This window comes from Mesorhizobium subarcticum, assembly GCF_055456085.1.
Map to the genome: position 1 here is coordinate 634,228 of NZ_CM144237.1, position 13,189 is coordinate 647,416.

At 63.5% G+C, this 13,189-nt stretch carries 12 protein-coding genes; 10 read left to right on the forward strand and 2 right to left on the reverse strand.

The features are described from left to right. Positions 1-66 precede the first annotated feature (66 nt). On the reverse strand, positions 67-1,317 hold the full coding sequence (locus ACZYHG_RS02950; RefSeq protein ID WP_464612461.1) for a sensor domain-containing diguanylate cyclase: 1,251 nt from the start codon (positions 1,315-1,317) through the stop codon (positions 67-69). A 162-nt stretch (positions 1,318-1,479) separates the two neighbouring features. Here ACZYHG_RS02950 and ACZYHG_RS02955 point away from each other — a divergent pair, with 162 nt between their 5' ends. From ACZYHG_RS02955 to ACZYHG_RS03000, 10 genes are all read left to right on the forward strand, one after another. Next, entirely contained in the window at positions 1,480-2,379 is a 900-nt protein-coding gene (locus ACZYHG_RS02955) for a LysR family transcriptional regulator (protein WP_464612462.1), read from the forward strand. Between the two features lie 135 nt (positions 2,380-2,514). Next, a complete protein-coding gene (locus ACZYHG_RS02960) occupies positions 2,515-2,994 on the forward strand; it encodes a formate dehydrogenase subunit gamma (protein WP_464612463.1) in 480 nt (159 codons plus the stop codon). Further along, entirely contained in the window at positions 2,991-4,547 is a 1,557-nt protein-coding gene (locus ACZYHG_RS02965) for a formate dehydrogenase beta subunit (RefSeq protein WP_464612464.1), read from the forward strand. Before ACZYHG_RS02960 ends, ACZYHG_RS02965 begins: the two co-directional genes overlap by 4 nt. 9 nt (positions 4,548-4,556) lie before the next feature. Further along, positions 4,557-7,433, forward strand: coding sequence for a formate dehydrogenase subunit alpha (gene fdhF, locus ACZYHG_RS02970; protein ID WP_464612465.1), 2,877 nt, complete (start codon positions 4,557-4,559; stop codon positions 7,431-7,433). A 2-nt stretch (positions 7,434-7,435) separates the two neighbouring features. Then, the gene (gene fdhD / locus ACZYHG_RS02975) at positions 7,436-8,266 is read left to right on the forward strand and encodes a formate dehydrogenase accessory sulfurtransferase FdhD (protein WP_464612466.1); all 831 of its coding nucleotides are present in this window, start codon (positions 7,436-7,438) and stop codon (positions 8,264-8,266) included. Next, on the forward strand, positions 8,256-8,603 hold the full coding sequence (locus ACZYHG_RS02980; RefSeq protein WP_464612467.1) for a formate dehydrogenase subunit delta: 348 nt from the start codon (positions 8,256-8,258) through the stop codon (positions 8,601-8,603). Before fdhD ends, ACZYHG_RS02980 begins: the two co-directional genes overlap by 11 nt. A 113-nt stretch (positions 8,604-8,716) precedes the next feature. Then, positions 8,717-10,270: an alpha/beta fold hydrolase gene (locus tag ACZYHG_RS02985; protein ID WP_464612468.1), complete on the forward strand. Its 1,554-nt coding sequence runs from the start codon at positions 8,717-8,719 to the stop codon at positions 10,268-10,270. Between the two features lie 108 nt (positions 10,271-10,378). Next, entirely contained in the window at positions 10,379-10,858 is a 480-nt protein-coding gene (locus ACZYHG_RS02990; protein WP_464612469.1) for a carboxymuconolactone decarboxylase family protein, read from the forward strand. A gap of 81 nt (positions 10,859-10,939) precedes the next feature. Further along, the gene (locus tag ACZYHG_RS02995; protein WP_464612470.1) at positions 10,940-11,302 is read left to right on the forward strand and encodes a nuclear transport factor 2 family protein; all 363 of its coding nucleotides are present in this window, start codon (positions 10,940-10,942) and stop codon (positions 11,300-11,302) included. A 7-nt stretch (positions 11,303-11,309) separates the two neighbouring features. Next, a complete protein-coding gene (locus tag ACZYHG_RS03000; RefSeq protein WP_464612471.1) occupies positions 11,310-11,624 on the forward strand; it encodes a hypothetical protein in 315 nt (104 codons plus the stop codon). Positions 11,625-11,744: 120 nt separating this feature from the next. On the opposite strand, the gene ACZYHG_RS03005 is transcribed toward ACZYHG_RS03000, so the two are convergent. Further along, complete coding sequence (locus tag ACZYHG_RS03005; RefSeq protein ID WP_464612472.1) at positions 11,745-13,172, reverse strand: gamma-aminobutyraldehyde dehydrogenase; 1,428 nt, start codon at positions 13,170-13,172, stop codon at positions 11,745-11,747. Positions 13,173-13,189 lie beyond the last annotated feature (17 nt).

The window sequence follows — 13,189 nt, forward strand, 5'->3', positions numbered from 1 at the left end:
CTGGCCTGAGATAATGCAGTTCATCGCCAACACCAAGCGGCGCGGACGAGATCGAATGATGCTGGTTCAATCGAAAGCGAGTTCCAGACGTCTTTCGGCCTGGGCGACGACCCGGCATTTCGCCTCGAACCGATCCGCCCTGATGGCCAGCACGAACTGGCCGGGAATGCCGGCGATGTTCGAAACGTCAATGGTAGCGCCATCCTCGCCGAGGCTACGAACCGTGCAGTCGATGGTCGACATGCGTTTGTTGAAGACGATCTGGCCGGCCTTCAGCACCCTGCGTCGCGGCCGCGCCTGATCGTGCCCGGCGGAATTCCAGGCTGTGGTTCGATTGCGGCCGGCATGTTTCGAGCGATACATGGCCGCGTCAGCGCGTTCGATCAGCTCCTGCAAATTGCCGGTCGCAGGATCGAACGCGGCAACACCGAAGCTCGCGGTGATCCGTATTTCATGCGTGCCGTGTGCGAGCCGCATGGCCTCGATGGTGCCGCGCAGCCGCTCTGCGGATTCAAGCGCGCCGTTGCGGCCGGCGTAGAGAAGCACCGCGAATTCCTCACCACCGATGCGCCCGAATATGTCGACATCCCGCAAGGTGGCGCTGCATTGCCGGGCCACACCAGCCAGAACCTTGTCGCCCGCGGCATGGCCGAAATTGTCGTTGACCGATTTGAAATGGTCGACATCGAAGACAATGCAGGAGAAGTCGAAGCGCTGCCGCTGCGCAAGCGCAAAGGCCCTGCCACCCTGATCGACGAATGCCCGCCGCGACAGAACGCCGGTCAGCGCATCGCTGGAGGCATGCTGGCGCAGTTCCAGCTCGTCCATGGCAAGGTCGGCGAAATCCTGGAGGATTGCGATGTCGCGGCCACCAAATTCCCTTGGCGCATAGCCAATCGCGCAGACACTGCCGATGTTGTGGCCGTCACGGCTGCGCAGTGGCACGCCTGCGTAGAAGTGGATATGGGGATCGTTCGTGACGAGGGGGTTGCCGGCGAAACGTGGATCCTTCGTCGCGTCGGCGACAATCAGGGGTTCTTCCTGAAGGATCGTGTACTGGCAGAATGTGTCCTTGCGTGCGACTTCATTTGTCATCAGGCCCTCGCAGGCCTTGTACCATTGGCGGTGCCCGTCAATGACCGAGATTATGGCGATCGGGACATCGAAGACAGTCTTGATCAATCGCGTAATGCGGTCGAACGACGCTTCGCGCGGCGTGTCCAGAATATCGAAACGTTCGACAGCCCGAAGCCGCGCCGCCTCGCGCAGGTCAGCGGCTGAAGGCGCTTGTATTTCCGGCGGATGCTCCTGGAGCATACAAACCAACCTATCTTCGGCGCCCCCTGCCGCGATGCCCGCGTCGACCATGATGGCAAGCCAAATATTATCAATTGGTTATTGGCTGTTGCCACTATCGGCTGCCTCATCCACGATGATTAACGAGCGGCTGTGCGCAGGCACGTGGAAAGGGCTCGCGGCATGATCGACAAACTCGAATTCTTCATCGCGCTGGCCAAGGAAGAGCATTTCGGTCGGGCAGCTGAAGCGTGCGGTGTTACTCAGCCGACATTGTCGGCCGGCATCAAGCAGTTGGAGGGGCAGCTTGGTGTCATGCTGGTCAATCGCGGGTCGCGCTTCCAGGGGCTGACGCCGGAGGGCAAGCAGGTGCTGGTCTGGGCGCGCCGCATCGTCGGCGATACCAGGACCATGCGCGAGGAAATGCGGGCGGCGCGCCACGGCCTTTCCGGCCGTATCCGCATAGCCGCCATCCCGACAGCACTCGCGATGGTGGCGCGGCTGACGACGCCGTTTCGCGAAAAGCACCCGGGCGTCACCTTCTCGGTGCTGTCGCGCACCTCGATCGAGGTCTTGTCGCTGCTCGGCAATTTCGACATCGACGCCGGCATCACCTATCTCGACAACGAGCCGCTTGGGCGGGTGACTAGCGTGCCGCTCTACGACGAGCGTTATCAACTGATCACAGCCATCGGCAACCCTTATTCCGACCGCGACAAAGTGACATGGGCCGAGATCAGCCAGTTGCCGCTCTGCCTGCTGACGCCCGACATGCAGAACCGTCGCCTCATCGACCAGCATCTGGCCGAGGCCGGCGTGCAGGTGCGGCCGACGCTCGAGTCCAACTCCATGATCGTGCTGTTCTCGCACATCCGAACCGGCAAATGGTCGTCGATCATGCCGCTCAACCTCGCGGAAACATTCGGCTTTTCCGAGCCGATCCGGGCCATTCCGATCGTCGAGCCCGACGCCAGCCACACGGTCGGCCTGGTGGCCACGCCGCGAGAACCGCACACGCCACTGGTCCAGGCGCTGCTGGACGAGGCAATGGCGCTGGCAGACGATTTCCGCACCCACCGCTAGGTTAAAGAATGACGGCTGATCGTGTTTGATAGAAAATTTCTATCAAGCGACGGATCAGCTTTATTGATTTCACGGGTTTCCTCTGTTTTTGTAACGACTTAGCGCTAGAACGCTACCGACCAGGGAGGGCGCTGCATGACGATGCAGCCTGCAAGTACCGAGATCGCATCGCGCACGGCCGCGATCATTCACGAGCTGAAAGGCCTCGAAGGCCCGCTGCTGCCGATCCTCCACGGCATCCAGGAAGAGTTCGGCCATGTGCCGCAGGCATCGCTGCCGGTCATCGCCGAAGCGCTGAATATCTCGAATGCCGAAGTCCACGGCGTCGTCACCTTCTACCATGATTATCGCAGCCATCCGGCCGGCCGGCATGTGCTGAAGGTCTGCCAGGCAGAGGCCTGCCAGTCGATGGGTTCGGATCCCGTCGCCGCCAAATTCAAGCAGCTGCTTGGCATCGGTTTCCACGAGACGACCCGCGACGGCTCGGTAACGCTTGAGCCGGTCTATTGCCTGGGCCTGTGCGCCTGCGCGCCCTCGGCGATGCTGGACGGCGAAGTAATCGGCCGGCTCGACGACGAGAAGATCGAAGAGATCGTGGCGGAGGCGCGCTCATGATCCCGCGCATCTACATTCCCGGCGATTCCGGCGCGCTGGCGCTGGGTGCGGAAAAGGTTGCGAAGGCTATTCGCGATGAACTCGCCGAGCGCGGCATCGAGGCCAAGATCGTGCGCAACGGCTCGCGCGGTGCCTATTTCCTCGAACCGATGGTCGAAGTGGCAACCGAAAAGGGCCGTGTCGCCTATGGGCCGGTCAAGCCATCCGACGTCAAGAGCCTGTTCGACTCAGGCTTCCTGACCGGCGGCCATCACAAGCGCTGGCTGGGTGCGCCCGACAAGATCCCGTTCCTGGCCAAGCAGACGCGGCTGACCTTTGCCCGCTGCGGCGTCAACGACCCGCTGTCGCTCGACGCCTACAAGGCGCTCGGCGGGCTGAAGGGCCTGCAGAACGCGGTTGCCATGGCGCCGGCCGACATCGTCAAGCAGGTGACCGAGTCCGGCCTGCGCGGCCGCGGCGGCGCCGGCTTCCCGACCGGCATCAAGTGGAAGACGGTGCTGGATACGACGTCCGACCGCAAATACATCGTCTGCAACGCCGATGAGGGCGACAGCGCCACTTTTGCCGACCGCATGATCATGGAAGGCGACCCCTTCGTGCTGATCGAAGGCATGGCGATCGCCGGCGTCGCGACTGGCGCGACCAAGGGTTTCGTCTATATCCGCTCGGAATATCCGCACGCGGTGGCCATGATGAACAAGGCCGTCGAGGTCGCCCGCAAAGCCGGCGTGCTCGGCGTCAATGTGCTGGGTTCGCCCAATGCCTTCGACATGGAAATCCGCGTCGGCGCCGGCGCCTATGTCTGCGGCGAGGAAACCTCGCTGTTGAACAGCCTGGAAGGCAAGCGCGGCGTGGTGCGCGCCAAGCCGCCGCTGCCGGCCATCCAGGGCCTGTTCGGCAAGCCGACAGTGATCAACAACGTCATCAGCCTGGCCTCCGTGCCCATCATCATGGACAAGGGTGCCGCCTTCTACAAGGATTTCGGCATGGGCCGCTCACGCGGCACGATCCCGATCCAGATCGCCGGCAACGTCAAATTCGGCGGCCTGTTCGAAGCGGCCTTCGGCATGACGCTGGGCGAAATCGTCGATGATATCGGCGGCGGCACGGCAACCGGCCGGCCGGTGAAGGCCGTTCAGGTCGGCGGGCCGCTCGGCGCCTATTTCCCGCGCAGCCTGTTCAACACGCCGTTCGACTATGAAGCCTTCGCCGCCAAGGACGGGTTGATCGGCCATGCCGGAATCACCGTGTTCGACGACACCGCCGACATGCTGAAGCAGGCGCGCTTTGCCATGGAATTCTGCGCCATCGAGAGCTGCGGCAAGTGCACGCCCTGCCGCATCGGCTCGACGCGCGGCGTCGAGACCATCGACAGAATAGCCGGCGGCATCGAGCCGGAGAAGAACATCGCTCTGGTCACGGACCTCTGCAACACGATGAAATTCGGTTCGCTCTGCGCGCTGGGTGGCTTCACGCCCTACCCGGTGATGAGTGCGCTCAACCATTTCCGCGATGATTTCAAGCCGGCGCCCGTCGCCGAAGCAGCAGAATAGGAGCCTTCCATGGGTCTCATTCAGGAAATCGACTTCGGCACGCCGGCCTCGACTTCGCAGAAGCAGGTGACGCTGACCGTCGACGGCTTCACCGTCACGGTGCCGGAAGGCACCTCGATCATGCGCGCCTCGATGGAGGCGGGCATCGCCATCCCGAAACTCTGTGCCACCGACATGGTCGACGCGTTCGGCTCCTGCCGGCTTTGCCTGGTCGAGATCGATGGCCGCAACGGCACGCCCTCCTCCTGCACGACGCCGGTGGCGCCGGGCATGGTGGTGCACACCCAGACCGGCAAGCTCAAGGACATCCGCCGCGGCGTGATGGAGCTCTACATTTCCGACCACCCGCTCGACTGCCTGACTTGTGCCGCCAATGGCGACTGCGAATTGCAGACGCAGGCCGGTGTCGTCGGCCTGCGCGACGTGCGTTACGGCTATGAAGGCGACAACCACGTCTTCAAGAAGAACGACGGCGCCGAGAACTTCAAATGGATGGCGAAGGACGAGTCCAACCCGTACTTCACCTATGATCCCTCGAAGTGCATCGTCTGCTCGCGCTGCGTGCGCGCCTGCGAGGAAGTGCAAGGCACCTTCGCGCTGACCATCGAGGGCCGTGGTTTCGGCAGCCGGGTGTCGCCCGGCATGCACCAGCTGTTCATCGATTCGGAATGCGTCTCCTGCGGCGCCTGCGTGCAGGCCTGCCCGACAGCGACGCTGTCGGAAAAATCGGTCATCCAGATCGGCCAGCCCGAGCATTCGATGGTCACCACCTGCGCCTATTGCGGCGTCGGCTGCCAGTTCAAGGCCGAGGTGCGCGGCGACGAGCTGGTGCGCATGGTGCCCTACAAGGACGGTAAGGCCAATCGCGGCCATAGCTGCGTCAAGGGCCGCTTCGCCTATGGCTATTCGACCCACAAGGATCGCATCCTCAATCCGATGATCCGCGAGAAGATCACCGATCCGTGGCGCGAAGTGTCGTGGGAAGAGGCGCTGACCTACACGGCGAACGAATTCCGCCGCATCCAGTATCAATATGGCCGCACCTCGATCGGCGGCATCACCTCGTCGCGCTGCACGAACGAGGAAACCTATCTGGTGCAGAAGCTGATCCGGCAGGGCTTCCGCAACAACAATGTCGACACCTGCGCGCGCGTCTGCCACTCGCCGACCGGCTACGGCCTCGGCCAGACCTTCGGCACCTCGGCCGGCACGCAGGATTTCGATTCGGTCGAGCATACCGATGTGGTGATGGTGATCGGCGCCAATCCGGCGGCGGCGCATCCGGTGTTCGCCTCACGGCTGAAGAAGCGGCTGCGCAAGGGCGCCAAGCTGATCGTGCTCGATCCGCGCCGCACCGAGATGGTCAAGTCGGCGCATATCGAGGCCGAGTATCACTTGCCGCTGAAGCCCGGCACCAATGTCGCCGTTGTCACCGCGCTGGCGCATGTCATCGTCACCGAAGGCCTGTTCGACGAGAAGTTCATCCGCGAACGCTGCGACTGGGATGAGTTCCAGGACTGGGCCTCCTTCGTGGCGCTGCCGGAAAACAGCCCCGAGGTCGTCGGCAAGCTCGCCAATGTCGACCCGGAACTGATCCGTGGTGCAGCGCGGCTCTATGCCCGCGGCGGCAACGGTTCGATCTATTACGGCCTCGGCGTCACCGAGCACAGCCAGGGCTCGACCACCGTCATCGCCATCGCCAACCTCGCCATGGCCACCGGCAATATCGGCCGGCCGGGCGTCGGCGTGAACCCGCTGCGCGGCCAGAACAATGTGCAGGGCTCCTGCGACATGGGCTCGTTCCCGCACGAATTGCCGGGCTATCGCCACGTCTCGGGCGACGCCGTGCGCGACATCTATGAAAGCCTGTGGGGCGTGAAGCTCGACGACGAGCCGGGTCTGCGCATCCCCAACATGCTCGACGCCGCCGTCGATGGGTCCTTCAAGGGCCTCTATGTGCAGGGCGAGGACATCTTGCAGTCGGATCCCGACACCAAGCATGTCGCCGCCGGCCTTGCCGCCATGGAATGCGTCGTCGTGCACGACCTCTTCCTCAACGAGACGGCGAATTATGCGCACGTCTTCCTACCGGGCTCGACCTTCCTCGAGAAGGACGGCACCTTCACCAATGCCGAGCGCCGCATCAACCGCGTGCGCAAGGTGATGGCGCCGAAGAACGGCCTGGCCGACTGGGAAGTGACGCAGAAGCTCGCCCAGACGATGGGACTCGACTGGAATTACCAGCACCCGTCCGAAATCATGGACGAGATCGCCATGACGACGCCGAGCTTCGCCAAGGTTTCTTATGACTATTTGGAAAAGATGGGCTCGGTGCAGTGGCCCTGCAACGAAAAGGCGCCGGAAGGCACGCCGATCGTGCATGTCGACGGTTTCGTACGCGGCAAGGGCAAATTCATCCGCACTGAATATGTGGCGACCGACGAGAAGACCGGACCGCGCTTCCCGCTGCTTTTGACCACCGGCCGAATCCTCAGCCAGTACAATGTCGGCGCGCAGACGCGGCGCACGGACAACGTCATGTGGCACTCGGAAGACCGGCTGGAGATCCATCCGCACGATGCCGAGAACCGCGGCCTGCGCGATGGCGACTGGGTGCGGCTGACCAGCCGCTCGGGCGAGACGACGCTGCGGGCGCTGATCACCGACAAGGTGTCGCCTGGCGTGGTCTATACGACCTTCCACCATCCGGACACGCAGGCCAACGTCATCACCACCGACTTCTCCGACTGGGCGACCAATTGTCCGGAATACAAGGTCACGGCCGTGCAGGTCGGCGCCTCGAACGGCCCGTCGGACTGGCAGCGCGACTATAACGAGCAGGCCGAGCAGAGCCGCCGCATCGCGACGTTGCAGGCAGCGGAGTAGTCTTGGCCGCGCGCCGCAAAGCAACGACGCAGATATCGCGGCTGGCGCACCGCGCCAGCGGCACGGCTGAGGCCAACCGCATGGTGCCGGAGGAGACGCCGGTGGCGTTCTCCTTCGCCGGCACAACGCATGCGGTGATGATGGCGAGCCCCGCCGATTTCGAGGATTTCGCGCTCGGCTTCTCGTTGACCGAAGGCATCATCGCCGACCCGCAAGAGATCGAGGCAATCGAGGTCGAGGATCACGGCGCCGGCATCGATATCCAGATCCGGCTGAAGGACACTGCCAACACGCGCTTCGAGGCGCGGCGGCGCCGGCTGGCCGGGCCGGTCGGTTGCGGGCTCTGCGGCATCGAATCCATCGAGGAAGCGATGCGCTCGGTCGACGCCGTTGGTGCGTCAAAACTTACGCTTGATGCGGACGATATCGTCCGCTCCGTCAAATTGTTGTCGAAGGTGCAGCCGCTGCACACAGAAACCGGAGCCGTGCACGCCGCCGGCTTCTATATCCCCGGCAAGGGCGTCGTCATGGCGCGCGAGGATGTCGGCCGTCACAATGCGTTGGACAAGCTGGCCGGCGCGTTGGCCAAAGCCGGCATCGATGGCACTTCGGGTGCTGTCGTGGTGACGTCGCGCGTGTCGGTCGAAATGGTGCAGAAGACGGCGGCGATCGGCTCGGCCTTCATCATCGCCGTCTCGGCGCCGACCGCGCTTGCCATCCGCACGGCTGACGAGGCCGGCATGACGCTGGTGGCGCTGGTGCGCGGTGATGATTTCGATGTTTTCACCCACCCGAACCGGGTGGTCTTGGGAGTTGCCCAGCATGTCGCATGACGAAGACCACATCACGAGCACCAGTGAGAAGCTGGTGCGCATGGCCAACCAGATCGGTACTTTCTTCCAGTCTAAGCCGCGCGAGGAAGGTATTGCCGGCACCGCTGAGCACATCAACAAGTTCTGGGAGCCCAGGATGCGGCGGCAGTTCTTCGAGATGCTGGACGGCGGCAGCACGGGGTTCAATGAGATTGTCGTGGCCGCCTCAGCAAGAATCCGGCGGCCGAACGCACCGGACGGTCCGGGATTCAGCGCCCAAGTTGAAGCTGGGGCGCCGGGTGGAAAGGGCACGGCAGCGGGCGAGTCAACGGCCGAGATCGCGGCTTCGCAGAAGTAGGGCCTGCAGCGCCACCGGCCTATATTCGCACGCTCTAAAGTTTAAGCTGCCGCTGTCGACGCGGCTCTGCTATATCTGACGATCAGAAGTCGTCAGGCCGGGCGGAAGAACTCGTGAGGCCGATCGAGACCCGATATGCCCTCAGTGGCGAGGTGCGGATCGCCTATCAGGTGGTCGGCCAGGGATCGCTTGATCTCGTCTTCGTCCCGGGCTTCATTTCCAATCTCGACCTGCATTGGGAAGACGAGGGCTATACCAGGCTCCTGAAGCGGCTTTCGGCGTTCTCGCGGCTGATCCTGTTCGACAAGCGCGGCACCGGTCTTTCCGATCGTGTCGATGCCCATCACCTGCCCAGCCTCGAAACCCGAATGGACGACGTGCGCGCGGTGATGGATGCGGTCGGCAGCGGCCGGGCGGCACTGCTCGGTGCTTCCGAAGGCGCGCCGATGGCAATGCTGTTCGCAGCCACCTATCCGGAGCGGACGCGGGCGCTGGCGCTCTATGGCGGCTATGCGCATTTCCACAAATGGGTGATGCCGCCCGAACGCCTCAATGCCTTCATCGCAACGGCCGAAACGGCCTGGGGCACCGGCGCCACCTTGCCCAATTTCGCGCCGGGTCGGGTCGATGACATCCGTTTTTCAACCTGGTGGGCGCGCTTCGAGCGCCTGTCGGCGAGCCCGACCGCAGCGGCGGCACTGGCGCGGATGAACGCGGAGATCGATGTGCGTGGCGTGCTCGCGGCGATCGGTGCGCCGACGCTTTTGATCCATCGCCGCAACGATGCCCGGGTCGATCCCGACGCCAGCCGTTTCCTTGCCAAGAAAATCCCGAATGCACGGCTGGTCGAAATCCCGGGACGCGACCATCCGATCTGGACCGGAGACGTCGACCGGGTGGCCGACCTGATCGAGGAGTTCCTGACCGGCGCTTGCGCCGTGGCCGAAGCCGAACGCGTTCTGGCAGCACTTCTGGTGACGCGCATCTACGACACGGCGCGGCTTGGCGACCGGATGTGGAGCGAACGCAGCCAACGCTTCCAGGAGACATGGCGAACACTTGTCGGACGCCATGGCGGGCGCTGCGTGGATATGCATGGCGAGATGATGATTTCACGATTCGACGGGCCCGGGCGTGCCTTGCGTTGCGCAGCCGCACTGCGAGAGGCGGCGCAGCAAATCGGCGTGGCAAGCGCACAGGGCGCACATGTCGGCGAGATCGAGTTGCGGGGGCCGCCGACCGGGTTGACGGGCCGCGTGACGATGCACCTCGCCACCCATGCCGGGCGCGGCGACATACTGGCGTCGCGGCTGGTCGCCGACCTGGCGGCCGGCTCGGGGCTTCATTTCGCCGACGCCGGCCGCATCGGCATCGATGAACTGGACGAGCCGCTGGCGCTTGTGCTGGCGATGTCCGAACAGCATCTGGAGCCGGCTTGCCACCCCAAGGCGAAGGCGACCGAGCCGGCTTGCCTGACGGCGCGCGAGAGCGAGGTGGTGAATTTGATTGCCGACGGCAAGAGCAATGCCGCGATCGCCGCCGAACTCAGGCTGAGCGAGCACACGGTCAAGCGCCACGTGGCCAACATATTGCTCAAGCTCGACCTGCCGTCGCGGGCGGCGGCGGCGGCATTTTCCGCCAGGCAGACTGGCCCGGACGGGCCATGAGAGCGATGGCGCTTTCGGGCGAAGCGGGCACGCCGAGCTAAGCGCTATCAATTCCCCATGCAGGCCAAGGCGGATATCGCCGGGAAGGCGCTGCGGACGGAGGATGAAATGCTCAAGTCAACACGGAATGCCAGATCACTCGTGATCGCCGCAGGCATTGGCGCGCTGTTCGCGATCACTCCCGCAAAGGCCGAGGATGCGTCGGCGGCAGCCGCCTACAAGGACATCCAGGCGACGCTCGGCTCGGTGCCTGACATGTTCAAGACACTGCCTGACGTCGCGGTCGCCGGCGCCTGGGCCGAGATCAAGGGGGTGCAGCTCAATCCCAAGACCGCACTCGACGGCAAGACCAAGGAGCTGATGGGCCTCGCCGTCGCATCGCAGATCCCATGCCAGTACTGCATCTATTTCCACACAGAGGCGGCCAAGCTCAACGGCGCCAGCGACGAGGAGATCAAGGAGACGATCGCGATGGCGGCAATCGTGCGCCATTGGTCGACGATGCTCAACGGCAGCCAGGTCGATCTCGCCACTTTCAAGAAGCAGACCGACGACGTCTTCGCGGCCGTCAAGGCGAAGTCGCAGTGAAAGTCACTGCCCGTCGATAAGCGCCGGGCAGACTTCCAAATATCAACCGCCCGATCATGAAGACGGGCCATGGAGGATAAAATGCTGACCAAGACCCAAGTCGTTGATGGCGCCGCGATCAAGAAGGCGATCGAAACCCGCGATGGCAAGATGCTGTCGAGCTTCTATGCCGATGATGCGCTGGTGCGGGTGATCGACCGCAACAACCCGCCGAGCAAGCCGCGCGAAGTCCGCGGGCGCGCGGCGATCGCTACCTTCTGGGACGACATTTGCAGCCGGGCGATGACCCACAAGGTCGACACCACGATTGCCGACGGCGACAGCCTCGCCTTCACCCAGGCCTGCGCCTATCCGGACGGCACGAAAGTGTTCGCCGCGGCAATGCTGGAGCTGAAGAACGGACGGATCGCACGGCAGACGGTCGTGCAGGCCTGGGACGAGTGAGGCCGCCATGTTCAGCGCCAGATGGCAGATCGACGCCAGGTTCGGCCACAAGCAGACCGTGCTCGAACTGTTGAAAAAATGGGAACGCGAGATCGGCTCGCAGGTCGGTATCGCCGATCTCAAGTTCCAGATCATGACCGGATCGATCGGCGCGCGGGAAGCGACGGTCGAGTCTCACCATCAGGTCGAGAGCCTGGCCCAGCTGGAAGCATTCTTCGCCAGGATCGGCAAGATCGACGCGCACGCCAAATGGGGCAAGGAGATGGAGCCCTATGTCGTGTCGGGCACCAGCCTGTGGAATATCTATCGCATCGTGGAGTAGTGGTCTTCGCCCCGTTTACGGGGAGAAGAGAATACGGTCTCCCGGCCCTTCGCAGGCTCAGGGCGTTCGAAGCTCGAAAAGCCAAGCAATTGGCTTTTCGTCCGCTACGCGGACCGCTTCTCACCCATGTGCAACCATCACATGCCGCACGGCCGTATAATCCTCCAGCGCATAGAGCGACATGTCCTTGCCGTAACCGGACTGCTTCAGCCCGCCATGCGGCATCTCATTGGTCAGCATGAAGTGGGTGTTGATCCAGGTGCAGCCATATTGCAGGCGGGCCGCCGTCGCCATGGCGCGCGAGACATCCTTGGTCCACACCGATGAGGCCAGGCCATAGTCGCTGTCATTAGCCCAGGTCACAGCCTCGTCGACTTCGGTGAAACGGGTGATCGAGACGACCGGCCCAAAGACTTCGCGGCGCACGATCTCGTCTTCCTGCAGCGCACCGGCGACCACGGTCGGCTGGTAGTAGAAGCCGGTGCCCTCGCCCGGCTTGCCGCCAGTGGTGATCTCGATGTGCTTCAGCTCCGAGGCACGCTCGACGAAGCTCGACACGCGGTCGCGCTGGCGCCGCGAGATCAGCGGGCCGATCTCGTTTTCGGTGTCGTCGGGACGATTGTACTTGATGGTCGAGACGGCCGAGGACAGGTCGGCGACGAGCTTGTCGTAGATCTTCTTGCCGGCATAGATGCGGCAGGCGGCGGTGCAGTCCTGGCCGGCATTGTAATAGCCGAAGGCGCGCAGGCCGTTGACCACGGCGCCGAGATCGGCATCGTCGAAGACGATGACCGGCGCCTTGCCGCCGAGTTCGAGATGCGTGCGCTTGACCGACTTGGCGGCCGCCTGCAGCACTTTCTTGCCGGTGGCGACATCGCCGGTGATCGATATCATGTTGATCTTGGGGTGGTTGATCAGCGTGTTGCCGACGCTGTCGCCGCGGCCGAGCACGACATTGACCACGCCTTCCGGCAGGATTTCGGCCAGAATTTTCGCCAGCTTCAGCGCCGTCAGCGGCGTCTGCTCGGACGGCTTGAAGACGACCGTGTTGCCGCCGGCGATCGCCGGCGCCAGCTTCCAGGCCATCATCATCAGCGGGTAGTTCCAGGGCGCGATGGAAGCAACGATGCCTATGGCGTCGCGGCGAACCATCGAGGTGTGGCCGGGAATGTATTCACCGGCAACGACACCGGGCATCGAGCGGACCGCGCCGGCAAAGAAGCGATAGCAATCGACGATGGCCGGGATCTCGTCATTGAGCACGGCATTGATCGGCTTGCCGCAATTGAGTGCCTCCAGCGTGGCGAAGTCCTTGGCTTCGGCCTCGATGCGGTCCGCGATCTTCAGGAGATAGCCGGAACGCTGCGCCGGCGTGGTGCGTGACCACAAGACGAATGCCTTCTCGGCCGCCAGCACCGCCGCTTCGATCTGCGCCTGGCTGGCTTCGGGCAGGTTGAGGATGGTCGCCCCGGTCTTTGGATTGAGGACAGGCTCCTCGATCTCGGTGCCGTCCTCGAATTTCGAGCCGATCAACATCTGGGTGTCCATCGAAATCTCTCCCTTTT